This window comes from Geobacillus sp. WSUCF1 (genome assembly GCF_000422025.1).
GTDB classification, from domain to species: Bacteria; Bacillota; Bacilli; order Bacillales; family Anoxybacillaceae; genus Geobacillus; species Geobacillus zalihae.
Map to the genome: position 1 here is coordinate 1 of NZ_ATCO01000073.1, position 17074 is coordinate 17074.

General features: G+C 53.4%; 14 protein-coding genes and 1 pseudogene. All 15 read left to right on the forward strand.

All coding sequences use genetic code 11. The features are described from left to right. Nucleotides 1-243: 243 nt before the first annotated feature. The 15 genes and pseudogenes from citZ to dnaI all read left to right on the forward strand — a co-directional run bounded on the left by citZ (nt 244) and on the right by dnaI (nt 16787). Nucleotides 244-1362, forward strand: coding sequence for a citrate synthase (citZ, locus tag I656_RS08385; RefSeq protein ID WP_015375586.1), 1119 nt, complete (start codon nt 244-246; stop codon nt 1360-1362). Between the two features lie 72 nt (nt 1363-1434). Further along, nucleotides 1435-2706 (forward strand): NADP-dependent isocitrate dehydrogenase, encoded by a 1272-nt coding sequence (gene icd / locus I656_RS08380; protein WP_011232209.1) that lies wholly within the window; start codon nt 1435-1437, stop codon nt 2704-2706. Between the two features lie 26 nt (nt 2707-2732). After that, nucleotides 2733-3671 carry a malate dehydrogenase gene (gene mdh / locus I656_RS08375; RefSeq protein ID WP_011232208.1) on the forward strand — a complete coding sequence of 313 codons (939 nt, stop codon included), beginning with the start codon at nt 2733-2735 and terminating at the stop codon, nt 3669-3671. A gap of 84 nt (nt 3672-3755) precedes the next feature. Continuing rightward, on the forward strand, nt 3756-4223 hold the full coding sequence (locus tag I656_RS08370) for a MaoC/PaaZ C-terminal domain-containing protein (RefSeq protein WP_011232207.1): 468 nt from the start codon (nt 3756-3758) through the stop codon (nt 4221-4223). A gap of 208 nt (nt 4224-4431) precedes the next feature. Continuing rightward, complete coding sequence (locus I656_RS0115500; protein WP_014196523.1) at nt 4432-5139, forward strand: response regulator transcription factor; 708 nt, start codon at nt 4432-4434, stop codon at nt 5137-5139. Continuing rightward, nucleotides 5132-6880, forward strand: coding sequence for a two-component system histidine kinase PnpS (gene pnpS / locus I656_RS08365; protein ID WP_011232205.1), 1749 nt, complete (start codon nt 5132-5134; stop codon nt 6878-6880). Before I656_RS0115500 ends, pnpS begins: the two co-directional genes overlap by 8 nt. 153 nt (nt 6881-7033) lie before the next feature. Next, the gene (gene polA / locus I656_RS08360) at nt 7034-9670 is read left to right on the forward strand and encodes a DNA polymerase I (protein ID WP_020754976.1); all 2637 of its coding nucleotides are present in this window, start codon (nt 7034-7036) and stop codon (nt 9668-9670) included. A 329-nt stretch (nt 9671-9999) separates the two neighbouring features. Next, a complete protein-coding gene (gene mutM / locus I656_RS08355; protein ID WP_033005547.1) occupies nt 10000-10824 on the forward strand; it encodes a DNA-formamidopyrimidine glycosylase in 825 nt (274 codons plus the stop codon). A gap of 27 nt (nt 10825-10851) precedes the next feature. Then, nucleotides 10852-11457, forward strand: a complete 606-nt coding sequence (gene coaE, locus I656_RS08350; RefSeq protein ID WP_020754978.1) for a dephospho-CoA kinase — start codon at nt 10852-10854, stop codon at nt 11455-11457. Nucleotides 11458-11573: 116 nt separating this feature from the next. Further along, nucleotides 11574-12602 (forward strand): glyceraldehyde-3-phosphate dehydrogenase, encoded by a 1029-nt coding sequence (locus I656_RS08345; protein ID WP_011232200.1) that lies wholly within the window; start codon nt 11574-11576, stop codon nt 12600-12602. A gap of 314 nt (nt 12603-12916) precedes the next feature. Continuing rightward, a complete protein-coding gene (speD, locus tag I656_RS08340) occupies nt 12917-13291 on the forward strand; it encodes an adenosylmethionine decarboxylase (protein WP_011232199.1) in 375 nt (124 codons plus the stop codon). 123 nt (nt 13292-13414) lie between these two features. Then, nucleotides 13415-13813 (forward strand): hypothetical protein, encoded by a 399-nt coding sequence (locus tag I656_RS08335; RefSeq protein ID WP_011232198.1) that lies wholly within the window; start codon nt 13415-13417, stop codon nt 13811-13813. 67 nt (nt 13814-13880) lie between these two features. Then, nucleotides 13881-14342, forward strand: a complete 462-nt coding sequence (nrdR, locus tag I656_RS08330; protein WP_013144522.1) for a transcriptional regulator NrdR — start codon at nt 13881-13883, stop codon at nt 14340-14342. Between the two features lie 105 nt (nt 14343-14447). Continuing rightward, nucleotides 14448-15834, forward strand: a pseudogene (locus tag I656_RS0115505) (replication initiation and membrane attachment family protein). A gap of 11 nt (nt 15835-15845) precedes the next feature. Beyond that, nucleotides 15846-16787, forward strand: coding sequence for a primosomal protein DnaI (gene dnaI, locus I656_RS08325; RefSeq protein ID WP_013144524.1), 942 nt, complete (start codon nt 15846-15848; stop codon nt 16785-16787). Nucleotides 16788-17074 lie beyond the last annotated feature (287 nt).

Consider the following 17074-nt stretch of genomic DNA (forward strand, 5'->3'; position numbering starts at 1 on the left):
GTTGTGGTGAAGAGCCATTTCTTTTGACGTGTGACAGCTGACAAAAGTCTGATAATTGTTTATAATAATAAACGTGAGTGAGTTTTCGGCCAAGCATTGTACAGCTGTTGCGACGGGGCGGTTGCCGCCGGCGTCATGTAAGCACTTTCGCGCGCGCGTTTGTTTTTGCCTCCATTTCGAGCAAGCGCTCATCGGCCATCGGTCGTTATGGCCGGAACTTATGAAGAGAAGGGGAGATTGAACATGACAGTAACCCGTGGGTTAGAGGGAGTTGTGGCCACAACTTCAAGCATCAGTTCGATCATCGATGACACGTTGACGTATGTCGGTTATGACATTGACGATTTAGCCGAAAACGCTTCCTTCGAAGAAGTCGTTTATTTGCTTTGGCATCGCGAACTGCCGACGAAAGAGCAGCTTGAGGAATTAAAGAAACAGTTGGCGGAAAACGCTGAAATTCCAAATGAAATCATTGAACACTTCAAGCTGTATCCGATTGACAAGGTGCATCCGATGGCGGCTTTGCGCACCGCGGTATCGCTTCTCGGCTTGTATGATGAAGAGGCGGATGTGATGACGAAAGAGGCGAATTATCGGAAAGCCATTCGCCTGCAGGCGAAAATCCCGACGATTGTCACCGCCTTCGCCCGCGTGCGCAAAGGGTTGGAACCGGTTGCGCCGCGCAAAGATTTGAGCTTTGCCGCCAATTTCTTGTACATGCTGACCGGCAAAGAACCAGACGACATCGCCACGGAAGCGTTCAACAAGGCGCTCGTGCTGCATGCCGACCACGAGTTGAACGCGTCGACGTTCACGGCGCGCGTCTGCGTAGCCACGCTGTCCGATATGTATTCCGGCATCACGGCGGCGATCGGAGCCTTGAAAGGGCCGCTTCACGGCGGGGCGAACGAAGCGGTGATGAAAATGTTGACGGAAATCGGCACGGTCGACAACGTCGAGCCATACATCCGCAGAAAGCTCGCCAACAAAGAAAAAATTATGGGCTTTGGCCATCGCGTTTACCGAAAAGGCGACCCGCGCGCCAAACATTTGAAAAAAATGTCGGAAAAACTGACGAAGCTCGTCGGCGAGCCGCATTGGTATGAAATGTCGACGAAGATTGAAGAAATCGTCACATCGGAAAAAGCGCTGCCGCCAAACGTTGACTTTTATTCCGCCTCGGTTTACCATTGTTTAGGAATCGATCATGATTTGTTTACGCCGATTTTTGCCGTCAGCCGCACCTCGGGATGGTTGGCTCACATCTTGGAACAATACGACAACAACCGTCTCATCCGTCCGCGCGCTGAGTACACCGGCCCAGGCAAGCGGGCGTACGTGCCGATCGACGAGCGCGGCTAAAACAAGTGGACAAGGCGGTGAAGGCGCGCCTTCACGCCTTTTTATAAAAAAACTGCATTGGGGGTTTTGCTCGTGACGCAAGGAGAAAAAATTACAGTCCAAAATGGTGTGCTCAACGTTCCGAACAACCCGATCATTCCGTTCATCGAGGGGGATGGAACCGGCCCGGACATTTGGGCGGCCGCTTCGCGCGTGCTCGAAGCAGCGGTGGAAAAAGCGTACAAAGGTGAGAAAAAAATCGTTTGGAAGGAAGTGCTCGCTGGTGAAAAAGCGTACAAGCTGACGGGCAGCTGGCTTCCGGATGAAACGCTTGAGACGATCCGCGAATACATAATCGCCATTAAAGGGCCGTTGACGACGCCGGTCGGCGGCGGCATCCGCTCGCTGAACGTCGCGCTCCGCCAAGAGCTCGACCTGTTTGTCTGCTTGCGCCCGGTTCGCTACTTCCCAGGCGTTCCGTCGCCGGTGAAACGCCCGGAAGACACCGATATGGTCATTTTCCGGGAAAACACGGAAGACATCTACGCTGGCATTGAATATGCCAAAGGCACGCCGGAAGTGAAAAAAGTCATCGACTTTTTGCAAAACGAAATGGGCGTGCGCAAAATCCGCTTCCCGGAAACGTCCGGCATCGGCATTAAACCGATTTCCGAACAAGGGACGAAACGGCTTGTGCGCGCGGCGATCAACTACGCGATCGAACACGGCCGCAAGTCGGTGACGCTCGTTCATAAAGGAAACATTATGAAATTCACCGAAGGCGCGTTTAAAAACTGGGGTTATGAACTGGCGGAGGAAGAATTCGCCGACAAAGTGTTCACGTGGGCGCAATACGACCGAATCGTTGAAACGGAAGGCAAGGAAGCGGCGAACAAAGCGCTTGCTGATGCGGAAGCGTCCGGCAAAATCATTATCAAAGATGTCATCGCCGACATCTTCCTGCAACAAATTTTGACGCGTCCGCGCGAATTTGACGTCATCGCGACGATGAACTTAAACGGCGACTACATTTCCGACGCGCTGGCCGCTCAAGTCGGCGGCATCGGCATCGCGCCGGGGGCAAACATCAACTACGAAACCGGCCACGCGATTTTCGAAGCGACGCACGGCACGGCGCCGAAATACGCAGGGCTTGACAAAGTCAACCCATCGTCCGTCATTCTCTCGGGCGTCATGATGTTTGAGCATCTTGGTTGGAACGAAGCAGCGAAATTGATCATCAAAGCGATGGAGAAAACGATCGCTGCGAAAATCGTCACGTATGACTTCGCCCGCCTGATGGAAGGGGCGACGGAAGTGAAATGCTCCGAATTTGCTGATGCGCTCATCCGCAATATGGACTAACCTTTGAAGGAAAGGGATGGCAAACGATGGCGATGAAACGGAAAAAAATCTCGGTGATCGGCGCCGGATTCACGGGGGCGACGACGGCGTTCCTTTTGGCGCAAAAAGAGCTCGGCGACGTCGTGTTGGTCGATATTCCGCAGCTTGAGAACCCAACGAAAGGGAAGGCGCTCGATATGCTCGAGGCAAGCCCGGTGCTCGGCTTTGACGCGAATATCATCGGCACATCGGATTACGCTGACACAGCCGATTCCGACATCGTCGTCATCACAGCAGGCATCGCCCGCAAGCCGGGCATGAGCCGCGACGATTTGGTGACGACGAACCAAAAAATTATGAAGCAAGTGACGAAGGAAGTCGTCAAATACTCGCCGAACTGCTACATCATCGTCTTGACGAACCCGGTCGATGCCATGACATACACGGTGTTTCAAGAGTCCGGGTTTCCGAAAAACCGCGTCATCGGCCAGTCGGGCGTCTTGGATACGGCGCGCTTCCGCACGTTCGTCGCCGAGGAGCTGAACATTTCGGTAAAAGATGTCACTGGGTTTGTTTTAGGCGGCCATGGCGATGACATGGTGCCGCTCGTCCGCTACTCGTACGCCGGCGGCATTCCGCTCGAAAAACTCATTCCGAAAGATCGTTTGGACGCCATCGTTGAGCGGACGCGCAAAGGCGGCGGTGAAATCGTCAACCTGCTCGGCAACGGCAGCGCCTACTACGCACCGGCCGCCTCGCTTGTCGAAATGGTCGAAGCGATTTTGAAAGACCAGCGCCGCATTTTGCCGGCGATCGCCTACCTTGAAGGCGAATACGGCTATGAAGGCATTTATTTGGGCGTGCCGACGATCCTCGGCGGCAACGGCATCGAGAAAGTGATCGAGCTCGAGCTGACCGAAGAGGAAAAAGCGGCGCTCGCCAAATCCGTCGAATCCGTTAAAAATGTCATGCGCATGCTGGAATAGCGGCGAGGCAAAAATTCGGGCATTGCCCCGGATTTTTGCCCACAGTCAATGAAAGCGCTTTCTAGACAACGAAGGGGTGGGAACATGTTGAAAAAACGAAAGCTCGGGAGACGGATCGGGGAAATTCAAGCGGGGGAAAAGCTCGTGTTCCAAGCCGCCATCGAAGACAAAGACTTGCTTCTTTATCTTGGGCTGACGGATGATGCCAATCCGCTCTATATCCAGCATGATTATGCTTCACAGACGCCGTTTGGAAAACCGGTCGTGCCGCCGGTCATGTTGACGGGGATGATCACGTCCGCGGTCTCCAAATATTTGCCAGGCCCGGGCAGCTACATTACGCGGCAGGATCTTCGCTTTCTCCGCCCCGTTTATCATTATGAAACGCTCGAATTTTTGCTCGAAGTCGCCGATGTCGATGAGGCGGGCCATTGCGTGACGTTGTCCGTCATGGCGACGCGCGGTGCGGAAACGGTGCTTGACGGAACGCTGTCTGTCTGCCCGCCGCATACGTTGCCGCGCCTAGACGGGCGGGTGCTCGAGAACTTTTGACCTCATGTTGAAAGCAGTCCCCCACTTCGAAACAAAGGGGGAGTTTTATGCCGCTTTCCGCCAAAGGAAGCCAACCAAACGCGAGAGGCAGTTTTCCGCGGGCAACCTGTCCGCAGGAAAACCGCCCTTTTTTCTTTTTTTGTCCGAATCATGGCGTCAATTGTGGTATCATAAAGGCAGAAACCATTGGACGGGATGGAGGAGCGGCATGGGACGAAAAATTTTAGTTGTCGATGACGAACAGCCGATTGTGACTCTGTTGTCGTACAATTTGGAGAAAGCCGGATTTCACGTCGTGACCGCTCACGATGGCGAAGAGGCGCTCGTGAAAGTAGCGTCCGAGCAGCCGGCGCTCATTATTTTGGACTTGATGCTGCCGAAGCTTGACGGCGTTGATGTGTGCAAGCGGCTTCGCCAGCAGCAAATCATGACGCCGATTTTAATGTTGACGGCTCGCGATGATGAATTTGACAAAGTGCTTGGTCTTGAGCTTGGCGCCGACGACTATATGACAAAGCCGTTCAGCCCGCGCGAAGTCATTGCCCGCGTCAAGGCGATTTTGCGCCGCACGGAGATCGTTCAGCCGGCGGCTGAATCGAGCGAGCGGCTTGTTGTTGGCGATCTGGAAATTTTTCCGGAACGCTATGAAGCAACGATCGACGGCAAGCCGCTTGAGCTGACGCCGAAAGAGTTTGAGTTGCTCCTTTATTTGGCTCGCCATAAAGGGCGGGTGTTGACGCGCGACCAGCTGCTCAGCGCCGTGTGGAACTACGAGTTTGCCGGCGATACACGCATTGTCGACGTCCATATCAGCCACTTGCGCGAGAAGATCGAAACCGATACGAAAAAACCGATGTACATTAAAACGGTGCGCGGCCTTGGCTACAAGTTGGAGGAACCGAAGCGGCATGAATAGCTTCCGCACCCGCCTTTTGTTTTGGCTCGTGACGCTCATCGCCACGGTGTTGATCGCCCTCGGGCTTTTGCTCGGGCAATTGCTGAAAGATTTTTACGCCGAGACGATGAACAAACGGATGGAAAAAGAGGCCCAAGCGCTTGCGATTTTGCTTGAAAATGAACCGCTCGAGCAAATCCGCGCCGATTTGCAGGAAATGGGGAATGAGCTGTCGTCCCGCATCACCGTGCTCGATAAAGAAGAACGGGTGCGGTTTGACAGCGGTCGCGTCGCAGCGATCAGCGACAAAGACCATGAGCGCATCGTCCGCGCGATTTTGCGCAAAAAGCAGTTTCCCCGTTTTTCCGTGATTGAAAAAACAAACGACGTCTATTACTACATCGTCCCGTACGAGCGCGGTGAGCGGAGCGGGTACGTCGTGTTAAGCACACCGACGAGCTCACTCCAAAAAGTAAACGAGCAAATTTGGGGCGTGCTCACGAGCAGCCTCGGGATGGCGCTCGTTGTCATCATCGCTCTCGTCTGGAAAATCGCCAATCAATATATGAAGCCGATTGAAGAAGCGACGAAAGTGGCGTTTGAGCTGGAAAAAGGCAATTACGCCGCCCGTGTGCCCGATGGTGAATATAACGAGGCCGGGATGCTTGTGCGCTCGATCAACCGGCTGGCCCGCCATTTGCAGGAGATGAGCAGGGCGCGGGAAATTCAGACCGATCGGCTTCACACGCTCATTGAAAACGTCGGCAGCGGCCTGTTGTTTATTGACCACCGCGGACATATTTCTCTCATCAATCGGGCGTTCCAGACTCAGTTTCATCTCGATCCGTCGGATTGTTTACACCGTCCGTACGCCGATGTGCTGCCGCATGGCGACATCGTCCGGTTTATCGATGATATTTTCATCACCGAAACGACGATGCGCCGGCATATGCGGCTGACGATTGGCATCGAGCGGAAACATTTCGATGTATACGGGGCTCCCATCATTGGCACGAACGCCGAATGGAAAGGGATTGTCGTCGTGTTTCACGACATTACGGAGCTGAAGCGTCTTGAGCAAATCCGCAAAGACTTTGTCGCCAACGTTTCGCACGAATTGAAAACGCCGGTGACGTCCATCAAAGGATTCGCCGAAACGCTATTGGATGGCGCCATGAAGGATGAAGCGGCGCTCGAACATTTTTTGACCATCATCTTAAAAGAAAGCGAACGGCTGCAAACGCTCGTTGAGGAACTGTTGGACTTGTCGAAAATCGAGCAGCACGGATTTCAGCTGCAACTCGAAGACGTGGATATCGCTCAAGTCATCGCCGAAGCGGCTGCTGTGTTTCGCCAAAAAGCGGCGGAAAAACAAATTGATTTGCATATCGAATCGCCATCCGGGCTTGTCATCCGCGGTGACAGAAATCGGATGAAGCAAATTTTGCTGAACTTGCTCGCCAACGCCATCACGTATACGCCGGAGCACGGACGGGTCGCTGTCGAGGCGGAAGAGACGGAGAAAGAAGTGCTGATCCATGTGAAAGACACCGGAATCGGCATTGAGGAAAAGGAAATCCCGCGCATTTTTGAGCGTTTTTACCGCGTCGACAAGGCGCGCAGCCGCGATTCCGGCGGAACGGGGTTGGGCCTTTCGATTGTGAAACATTTGGTTGAGGCTCACCATGGATATATTACCGTAGCGAGCAAAGTGGGGCGCGGCACCGTGTTCACGATCCATTTTCCAAAGCCGGGACGGTAGCCGGCTTCTTTTGATCATCTCCAACTGAGAAGCCTCCCATTTTTCAGCGTGAGCGTAAGCAGGGGATGAATCGGCGCCTCCCATCATGGTGGGAGAGCGTTCAAGGCAAGCCGCAGGCATGGTACAATAGGACAAGGAAGCATCCGAGGAGGGATGAGATTGAAAAAAAAGCTTGTTTTAATCGACGGCAGCAGCGTGGCGTACCGCGCCTTTTTTGCCTTGCCGCTTTTGCATAACGACAAAGGCATCCATACGAACGCCGTCTACGGGTTTACGATGATGTTGAATAAAATTTTGGCGGAAGAAGAGCCAACTCATATGCTTGTCGCGTTTGACGCCGGGAAAACGACGTTCCGGCATGAAGCGTTTCAAGAGTATAAAGGTGGGCGCCAGCAGACGCCACCGGAGCTGTCGGAGCAGTTTCCGCTGTTGCGCGAGCTGCTGAGGGCATATCGCATCCCCGCCTATGAACTCGAGAACTACGAAGCGGACGATATTATCGGAACGCTTGCCGCCCGCGCTGAGCAGGAAGGGTTTGAGGTGAAAGTCATTTCCGGCGACCGCGATCTGACCCAGCTCGCCTCCCCCCATGTGACGGTGGACATTACGAAAAAAGGGATTACCGATATCGAACCATACACGCCGCAGACGGTCCGCGAAAAATACGGCTTAACTCCGGAACAAATCGTTGATTTGAAAGGATTGATGGGCGACAAATCGGACAACATCCCCGGAGTGCCGGGCATCGGGGAAAAGACGGCGGTCAAGCTGCTCAGGCAATTCGGCACGGTCGAAAATGTGCTTGCCTCCATTGACGAGATCAAAGGCGAAAAGTTGAAAGAAACGCTGCGCCAACACCGGGAGATGGCGCTGTTAAGCAAAAAGCTCGCCGCCATTCGCCGCGACGCCCCGGTCGAGCTCTCGCTTGATGACATCGTCTATCAAGGGGAAGACCGGGAGAAAGTGGTCGCTTTATTTAAAGAGCTTGGGTTTCAATCGTTTTTAGAGAAAATGGAATCGCCGTCATCAGAAGAGGAAAAACCGCTTGCCAAGATGGCATTTACGCTTGCTGACCGCGTGACGGAGGAGATGCTTGCCGACAAGGCGGCGCTTGTCGTTGAAGTGGTCGAGGAAAATTATCATGATGCGCCGATCGTCGGCATCGCTGTGGTCAACGAACATGGACGGTTTTTCCTGCGCCCGGAGACGGCGCTTGCCGATCCGCAGTTTGTCGCCTGGCTTGGTGATGAAACGAAGAAAAAAAGCATGTTTGACTCAAAGCGCGCGGCAGTCGCCTTGAAATGGAAAGGAATTGAGCTATGCGGCGTTTCCTTTGATTTATTGCTGGCCGCCTATTTGCTTGATCCGGCGCAAGGTGTTGATGATGTAGCTGCCGCAGCCAAAATGAAGCAATACGAAGCGGTGCGCCCGGATGAAGCGGTGTATGGCAAAGGGGCGAAGCGGGCCGTGCCGGATGAGCCAGTGCTCGCCGAGCATCTCGTCCGCAAGGCGGCGGCGATTTGGGAGCTCGAACGGCCGTTTTTGGATGAGCTGCGCCGCAACGAACAAGATCGGTTGCTCGTCGAGCTCGAGCAGCCGTTGTCTTCGATTTTGGCGGAAATGGAATTTGCCGGAGTGAAAGTGGATACGAAGCGGCTCGAACAGATGGGCAAAGAGCTCGCCGAGCAGCTCGGCACGGTCGAGCAGCGCATTTATGAGCTCGCCGGCCAAGAATTCAACATCAATTCACCGAAACAGCTCGGCGTCATTTTATTTGAAAAACTGCAGCTGCCCGTCTTGAAAAAAACGAAAACCGGCTACTCCACTTCGGCGGATGTGCTTGAAAAACTTGCGCCTTATCACGAGATCGTGGAAAACATTTTGCATTACCGCCAGCTTGGCAAGTTGCAGTCGACGTATATTGAAGGATTGCTGAAAGTCGTGCGACCCGATACAAAGAAGGTGCATACGATTTTCAATCAGGCGTTGACGCAAACCGGACGGCTCAGCTCGACGGAGCCGAACTTGCAAAACATTCCGATTCGGCTTGAGGAAGGACGGAAAATCCGCCAAGCGTTCGTGCCGTCGGAGTCTGATTGGCTCATTTTCGCCGCCGACTACTCACAAATTGAGTTGCGCGTCCTCGCCCATATTGCGGAAGATGACAATTTAATGGAAGCGTTCCGCCGCGATTTGGATATCCATACGAAAACAGCGATGGACATTTTCCAAGTGAGCGAGGACGAAGTGACGCCCAACATGCGCCGTCAGGCGAAGGCGGTCAACTTTGGGATCGTTTACGGGATCAGTGATTACGGCTTGGCGCAAAACTTAAATATTTCGCGCAAAGAGGCGGCTGAATTCATCGAGCGCTACTTCGAAAGCTTCCCTGGCGTGAAGCGGTATATGGAAAACATTGTGCAAGAAGCAAAACAGAAAGGGTATGTGACGACGCTGCTGCATCGGCGCCGCTATTTGCCGGATATCACGAGCCGCAACTTCAACGTCCGCAGCTTTGCTGAACGGATGGCGATGAACACGCCGATTCAAGGGAGCGCCGCTGACATTATTAAAAAGGCGATGATCGATCTGAACGCCAGACTGAAGGAAGAGCGGCTGCAAGCGCGCCTTTTGCTGCAGGTGCATGACGAGCTCATTTTGGAGGCGCCGAAAGAAGAGATGGAGCGGCTGTGCCGGCTCGTTCCGGAAGTGATGGAGCAAGCGGTCACACTTCGCGTGCCGCTCAAAGTCGATTACCATTACGGCTCGACATGGTATGACGCGAAATAAAAAGGAGTCTTGGTGTGGATCGCCGGCATCCCTAAGAAGGCCTGTGATGGAATGAAAAAGCAGTTTCACAACGACTCTTCTCCAGTTGGGAAGCCTTGAACATCGAGCCGTCCTTCTCAACCAACATGACCGATTTTGTGAAAATCAGCGTTTCTCACCGGCCTTTTAGGCAGAATCTTTCGGTGCGACGATTCTCGGCTGCGGGTCGATGAATGGGAGCGAAACAGCTGCCGCCCCATGGAGAATCTTTCTCTCGGCGGATGAACCGGCGTCAATGTGAAAGCGTCGGCGGGAACGATGCAGGAAAACGGAGGAAAGGGGGGATCGCCATGCCGGAATTGCCGGAGGTGGAAACGATCCGTCGTACGCTTTTGCCGCTTATTGTCGGAAAAACGATTGAGGATGTGCGCATCTTTTGGCCGAACATCATCCGCCATCCGCGAGACCCCGAGGCGTTTGCGGCAAGAATGATCGGACAGACGGTGCGTGGTTTGGAACGGAGAGGGAAATTTTTGAAATTCCTGCTCGACCGCGATGCGCTCATTTCCCATTTGCGCATGGAAGGGCGCTACGCCGTTGCTTCTGCCCTCGAGCCGCTCGAACCGCATACGCACGTCGTGTTTTGCTTCACGGACGGCAGCGAACTCCGTTACCGCGACGTGCGCAAGTTCGGAACGATGCACGTTTATGCCAAAGAAGAAGCTGACCGCCGGCCGCCGCTTGCTGAGCTTGGGCCGGAGCCGCTTTCCCCGGCGTTTTCCCCAGCTGTATTGGCGGAGCGGGCGGTGAAAACGAAACGGTCGGTCAAAGCGTTGCTCCTTGATCAGACGGTCGTGGCTGGGTTTGGCAATATTTATGTCGACGAATCGCTGTTTCGCGCCGGCATTCTTCCCGGCCGGCCGGCTGCCTCGCTCTCCAGCAAAGAGATCGAGCGCCTGCATGAGGAAATGGTGGCGACGATCGGCGAGGCGGTCATGAAAGGGGGAAGCACGGTGCGCACGTACGTGAACACGCAAGGCGAGGCCGGTACGTTTCAACATCATTTGTACGTGTATGGCCGCCAAGGCAATCCGTGCAAACGATGCGGCACGCCGATTGAAAAAACGGTCGTCGCCGGCCGCGGCACGCATTATTGCCCGCGCTGCCAGCGCTAGGCGGCGTGTAAAAAGGAGAGAGGTTCCATGACGTTGACGATCGGATTGACCGGCGGGATCGCCAGCGGCAAAAGCACGGTGAGCGCGATGATGCGCGAGCTCGGCCTTCCGGTCATTGATGCTGACGAAGCGGCGCGCGCCGTCGTCCGACCGGGGGAAGACGCCTACCGTCAGATTGTCGCCGCCTTCGGTCCGGGCATTTTGCAGACAAATGGAGAGATCGATCGGGCGAAACTCGGGGCGATCGTGTTCAACGACGAAGAAGAACGGAAAAAGCTAAACGCCATCGTTCACCCGGCGGTGCGTCAGAAAATGCTCGCGGAGAAAGAAGCGCTCGTCCGTTCCGGGGCGAAAACGGTCGTATTGGACATTCCGCTTTTATTTGAAAGCGGATTGACATCCTGGGTCGATAAAGTACTTGTCGTGTATGTTGACGATGACATCCAGCTTCGCCGGCTGATGGAGCGGAACGGGTTCACTGAGGAAGAAGCGCGCGCCCGCATTTGCGCTCAATGGCCGCTGGCGGAAAAAATGAAGCGGGCCGACGCGGTCATCAACAATAACGGAACGAGGGAAGAGACACGCCGTCAGCTGTTGGCTATTTTGAAACAATGGGACGCCTTGGAAAAATAGGCGTCTTTTTTGTTCGCTTTCAGTCATTTTGTTCTCCACATTCCCTAAAAATATGATATACTATTTATACAAATATAAGAAAATAGTATAACATATATGAGAGGAGAACAAAGTGAATGAAGGCGAAAGTGGCGATTAACGGTTTCGGACGAATCGGACGGATGGTGTTCCGGCGCGCCATCAATTCCCCTGATCTCGACATTGTGGCGGTGAACGCCAGCTATCCGCCGGAAACGTTAGCCCATTTAGTGAAATATGACTCAAACCACGGCAAATTTGACGGTGAGGTCATCGCCTTGGAAGACGGCCTGCTCGTCAACGGCAAAAAAGTGAGGCTGTTAAACTCGCGCGACCCGAAACAGCTGCCGTGGAAAGAGCTTGATATCGATATTGTGATTGAAGCGACCGGAAAATTCAACGATCGTGAAAAGGCGAGCCTTCACCTTGAGGCAGGGGCGAAGCGCGTCATTTTAACCGCCCCGGGCAAAAATGAAGATGTGACGATCGTTGTTGGCGTCAACGAGCATATGCTTGACATCGACCGCCATTTCATCATTTCGAACGCCTCGTGTACGACAAACTGTTTGGCTCCGGTCGTCAAAGTGCTCGATGAAGCGTTTGGGATTGAAAACGGCCTGATGACGACGGTTCACGCGTATACGAACGACCAAAAAAACATCGACAACCCGCATAAAGATTTGCGCCGCGCCCGCTCATGCGCGCAGTCGATCATCCCGACGACAACGGGAGCGGCGAAAGCGCTTGGCCTAGTGCTGCCGCATTTAAAAGGGAAGCTTCATGGCATGGCGCTCCGCGTCCCGACGCCGAACGTCTCGCTCGTCGACTTGGTCGTCGACTTGAAGCGCGATGTGACGGTTGATGAGGTGAACGAGGCGCTGATCCGCGCTGCCAACGGCCCATTGAAAGGCATCTTGGATTTCACGATGGAGCCGCTTGTCTCGATCGATTTCAATACGAATCCGCATTCTGCGATTATCGACGGCCTGTCGACGATGGTGATGGAAGGGCGAAAAGTGAAAGTGCTCGCTTGGTATGACAATGAATGGGGCTATTCGTGCCGCGTCGTTGATTTAGCCCATCTTGTCGCGGCCAAAATGAATGAGCGTCTCAGCGTCAATGCGTAACAGCGGTTCGATGTGAAGCGCGCCGCCTGCGCTATGGCTTTTGCGATCCGCACAAACGGATCGGGCCACGGTGCGGGCGTGGGCGCTTTTTCTCTTTTTTATGCAAAAAAATTAAAAAAGCCTGTTGCAAAAACCCCCTAAACAAAGTATACTATGTCTCGTGAACTTCTTAACGGCAAGGGTAATGTGACTACTTAAAGGGTTAGGACCTCTTAGGACTAACTTTCCCCCGTGGTAGTTATACATGCCATTTTGCAACTCACCTTCTGTTTTTTTATTTGTTTGAGAAAATTGGTTAAAGGGGGATTCTTTTCATGGACACGATGGGTCGTCACGTTATCTCGGAACTTTGGGGATGCGACTTTGACAAACTGAATGATATTGATTTTATTGAAAAAACGTTCGTTGACGCCGCGTTAAAGTCGGGAGCGGAGATTCGCGAAGTGGCGTTCCATAAATTCGCTCCGCAAGGCGTAAGCGGGGTCGTCATTATTTCGGAATCGCATTTGACGATTCACACGTTTCCCGAACACGGCTATGCGAGCATTGATGTGTATACATGCGGCCATTTAGACCCGACGATTGCCGCCGATTACATTGCCGAAATGCTGGGCGCGCAAACGCGGGAAACGATTGAACTTCCGCGCGGCATGCGCCCAATCGAAGTGAAAAAGGCGCAGGCGCTGTAATTGGATCATGATAAACCGAAAGGAGCGTAAGCGAAACGCTCCTTTTTTTGCGCCCTCGGCGGTACAACAGCGGCGAACATCATGGTATGATGGAAGAAAAAGAATGACTAGGGAGACGTGGCAATGAGCATGTGGAAAACACTCAAATACGCCTTCACAAACCATTGTGAAACGCGGGAAAATCATGAAGATGAAGAGCTAAGAAGCCATTATTACAAAGCGACGAACCGCGCTGTGATCGATGCGGTCAAGGAGCTGCTCTCGTCGCTGCCTGGCGCCGAGCTCGTTTCTGTTTCCGAAGAGCGCGGCGAAATTTGTGCACAAACAAGGCGCGGCAAAAAGTTGTTTATCGTCGCTACCGTCATTTCCGTGCGGCCGTTTGAAACGGCGGTCGACTTTTCCGCGACGACGGAGACGAAGCTATTGCCGTTTGATTTTGGGCATAGCCGGGCGGTCATTCTCGATTTGTATCGGAAGCTCGACGCCCGCCTGCCCTATATCGGTTCCGGACTGAACAGCTAACTATATCTTGTCTGCTTTCGTCCATTCCGGTATGATAGAAAATAAGAAGATCAACGGAGTGGATGTTATGCGATGTCCTTCATGCCATCATCAAGGCACGCGCGTGCTTGACTCGCGCCCGGTTGAAGAGGGTCGTTCGATCCGCCGCCGGCGGGAGTGCGAACAGTGCCATTATCGGTTTACGACGTTTGAGCGGATCGAGGAGCCGCCGCTGATTGTTGTGAAAAAAGAGGGGACGCGCGAAGAATTTAGCCGGGAGAAAATTTTGCGCGGCTTGATCAAAGCGTGCGAGAAGCGGCCGGTGGCGCTCGAGGAGCTTGAAAAAGTGACGCAGGAAATTGAGCGCGAACTGCGCAATCAAGGCGTCTCGGAAGTGAAAAGCGAAACGATCGGCGAAATGGTGATGGAGCGCCTGTCACACATCGATGAGGTCGCCTATGTCCGCTTCGCTTCCGTCTATCGGCAGTTTAAAGATATTAATGTGTTCATTGAAGAACTGAAAGAGCTGATCAAAAAAGGGCAACGGTAAAAAGGGCTTTGGCGTTAGGCGGCAAGCCCTTTTTTTCAACGTCTTTTCGGCAGGAAAGGGGAGAGCCGGTTTGAAACGAATACGGCGAAATGGAAGGTCGGAGCGATGCAACACCATTGGAAAGAGCTGATTGCTGTCGACCGTTATACCGTGCAAAGCCGTGGGGTGTTGCAAGAGGTGGACCGTAAAGTGCTGACGCTGCTTTACCAGCCGCTCATCGGCTGCCGGGCGTTGGCGCTTTATATGACGCTTTGGGGGGAGCTTGAGCTGCTTGACGGCCAGGAAGCGACCCATCATCGGCTTATGGCGCTCATGCAGTGCGGACTGCCGGACATTTACAGCGAACGGTTGAAACTCGAAGGAATCGGGCTGCTCGACACATACGTCCACGCTAAAGAGGCGGATGAACCGAAGCTGTTTCTTTATGAGCTGCGCCCGCCGTTGGCGCCAGACCAGTTTTTCCGCGACGAGATGTTGAGCGTTTTTTTTGCACCGGCAAGTCGGCCGCCACTTGTTTATCCAGCTGAGCAACTTTTTTGCCCGTCCGTCCATTGATGAAACGAAATTCACCCAGGTGACGCGGTCGTTTTCCGACGTGTTTTCGGCCGTGCCCGCTGAACAAATCGTCGCCGGCCTCAGCGAAGAAGCCGGGCCCGAGCTGCTTGAAGGGAAGGATCACATCAGGCGGGATGAGGAGTCGTATGTGCTTGATGATGATGTATTCGACTTTGAGCTGTTTTTTGCCGGCCTGTCCAAGCAGCTTGTGCCGCGCCGAGCGGTGACAGCGAAAGTGAAGGAAGCGATTAAAAAGCTGGCGTTTTTATACGGCATTCCGCCGCTTGAGATGCAAAAACTGGTCCTTGGCGTCATCGATCCGGCCTATCATATCGATATTGACGCGTTGCGCCGGGCGGCGCGCGAATGGTATGAGCTCGAACATGGCGGTGTCGAGCCGCGCCTCGTCGAACGAGTGCAGCCGCTCGCCTACCGGACGATGGAAAACATCGAACCGCGCACAAAAGAGGAGCAACTAATGAAACAGCTGGAAACAATTTCCCCGCGCCAGCTGCTGAAAGAGATTTCAGGCGGCGCTGAGCCGTCGCTTGCTGATTTGCAGCTGATCGAAGATGTGATGTTTAAGCAACAGCTGCTCCCCGGGGTTGTCAACGTGCTCATTTATTATGTCATGCTCCGGACGAATATGAAGCTGTCGAAAAAATATGTAGAAAAAATCGCCAGCCATTGGGCGCGCAAAAAGGTGAAAACCGTGAAGGAAGCCATGGAGCTGGCGAAAGAAGAGGCGAAAACATACCAAAACTGGGCGAACGAAAAGGAAAAAGGGACGCGGACGGTGCGCAAAGTCGTGCGCACGGAAATCGTCCCGGACTGGCTGAACATGGATTACAGCCAGCCGGATGATGATGATTTTGACGTCGAACAGGCGCGCAAAGAGCTTGAGGAACGGCTGAAAAAATACCGTGATGAATCATAGAGGGAAAAGCCATGGAACGAGTAAACCACCTGTTGCAGCGGTTGCTTGGCAATCAACGGTTTAAACAACGCTACGAACAAATGAAACGCTACATTTTGGAGCATCCGGACGTGCAGCCGTTTTTGCGGGCGCACGAACGGCAATTGTCGGCCGATGCGGTTGACCGCAGCTTGATGAAGCTGTATGAGTTCATCGAGCAGCACGGGAATTGCCGCCAATGTCCGGGCCTTGAGCGATGCAACAACATGCTGCCGGGGTACCATCCAAATTTGGTGGTCAACGGTGGAAGGATCGACGTTGAGTACGACCGCTGCCCAAAAAAAGTGCAGCATGACGAGCGAAAACGGCAAGAGTCGCTCATTCAAAGCATGTTCATGCCGCGCGAAATCTTGCGTGCTTCGCTCTCTGACGTCGATCTCAATGACGATGGGCGGATCAAAGCGATCCGATTTGCCGAGCGGTTTGTGGCGGAATACGAGCCAGGGAAAAAAATGAAAGGCTTGTATTTGCACGGATCGTTTGGGGTGGGCAAAACGTATTTGCTCGCCGCGATCGCCAACGAGCTGGCGAAGCGAAACGTTTCGTCGCTGATCGTCTACGTGCCCGAGCTGTTTCGTGAGATGAAACATTCGCTTCAAGACCAGACGATGAACGAAAAGCTTGATTATATCAAAAAAGTGCCGGTGCTGATGCTCGATGATCTTGGGGCGGAGGCGATGTCAAGCTGGGTGCGCGATGATGTGTTTGGCCCGATCTTGCAATACCGGATGTTTGAAAACTTGCCGACGTTTTTCACGTCGAACTTTGATATGCAGCAGCTCGCCCATCATTTGACGTATTCGCAGCGCGGCGAAGAAGAGAAGGTGAAGGCGGCGCGCATTATGGAGCGAATCCGCTATTTGGCCTATCCGATTGAAATCACTGGACCGAACCGCCGCGAGCAAAATATATAAAGGCGATTTGAAACGTTGCCGTTTGCACAGGCATGTTGATTAACCCATAAAAACTAGTTGAGCAGGTTCTGTTTCTAGCTTTTCTGCCGTAGTCGGCAAGCGGTTCGTTTGCCGACTGGGGCTGACCCAAAAGGGTAATTTCCCTTAAACAAAACACAACATATTGTTTCTTAATTTAACTTCCCTCCGAAAGAAGTCTCCTACTTCTAAACGTGAAGGTGCGCCAGCACCAGTGAAAGTGGGAGATGAATTTCGGTTGGCGTTAGCCAACGAATATGATAGAATAT

Excerpts from the sequence above, each read along its gene's own strand:
- I656_RS08370 (WP_011232207.1), top strand. The coding sequence starts at position 3,756 with ATGTTGAAAAAACGAAAGCTCGGGAGACGGATCGGGGAAATTCAAGCG.
- I656_RS08335 (WP_011232198.1), top strand. The coding sequence starts at position 13,415 with ATGAGCATGTGGAAAACACTCAAATACGCCTTCACAAACCATTGTGAA.
- coaE (WP_020754978.1), top strand. The coding sequence starts at position 10,852 with ATGACGTTGACGATCGGATTGACCGGCGGGATCGCCAGCGGCAAAAGC.
- I656_RS0115500 (WP_014196523.1), top strand. The coding sequence starts at position 4,432 with ATGGGACGAAAAATTTTAGTTGTCGATGACGAACAGCCGATTGTGACT.
- dnaI (WP_013144524.1), top strand. The coding sequence starts at position 15,846 with ATGGAACGAGTAAACCACCTGTTGCAGCGGTTGCTTGGCAATCAACGG.
- nrdR (WP_013144522.1), top strand. The coding sequence starts at position 13,881 with ATGCGATGTCCTTCATGCCATCATCAAGGCACGCGCGTGCTTGACTCG.
- speD (WP_011232199.1), top strand. The coding sequence starts at position 12,917 with ATGGACACGATGGGTCGTCACGTTATCTCGGAACTTTGGGGATGCGAC.
- mdh (WP_011232208.1), top strand. The coding sequence starts at position 2,733 with ATGGCGATGAAACGGAAAAAAATCTCGGTGATCGGCGCCGGATTCACG.
- mutM (WP_033005547.1), top strand. The coding sequence starts at position 10,000 with ATGCCGGAATTGCCGGAGGTGGAAACGATCCGTCGTACGCTTTTGCCG.
- pnpS (WP_011232205.1), top strand. The coding sequence starts at position 5,132 with ATGAATAGCTTCCGCACCCGCCTTTTGTTTTGGCTCGTGACGCTCATC.
- polA (WP_020754976.1), top strand. The coding sequence starts at position 7,034 with ATGAGATTGAAAAAAAAGCTTGTTTTAATCGACGGCAGCAGCGTGGCG.
- I656_RS08345 (WP_011232200.1), top strand. The coding sequence starts at position 11,574 with ATGAAGGCGAAAGTGGCGATTAACGGTTTCGGACGAATCGGACGGATG.
- citZ (WP_015375586.1), top strand. The coding sequence starts at position 244 with ATGACAGTAACCCGTGGGTTAGAGGGAGTTGTGGCCACAACTTCAAGC.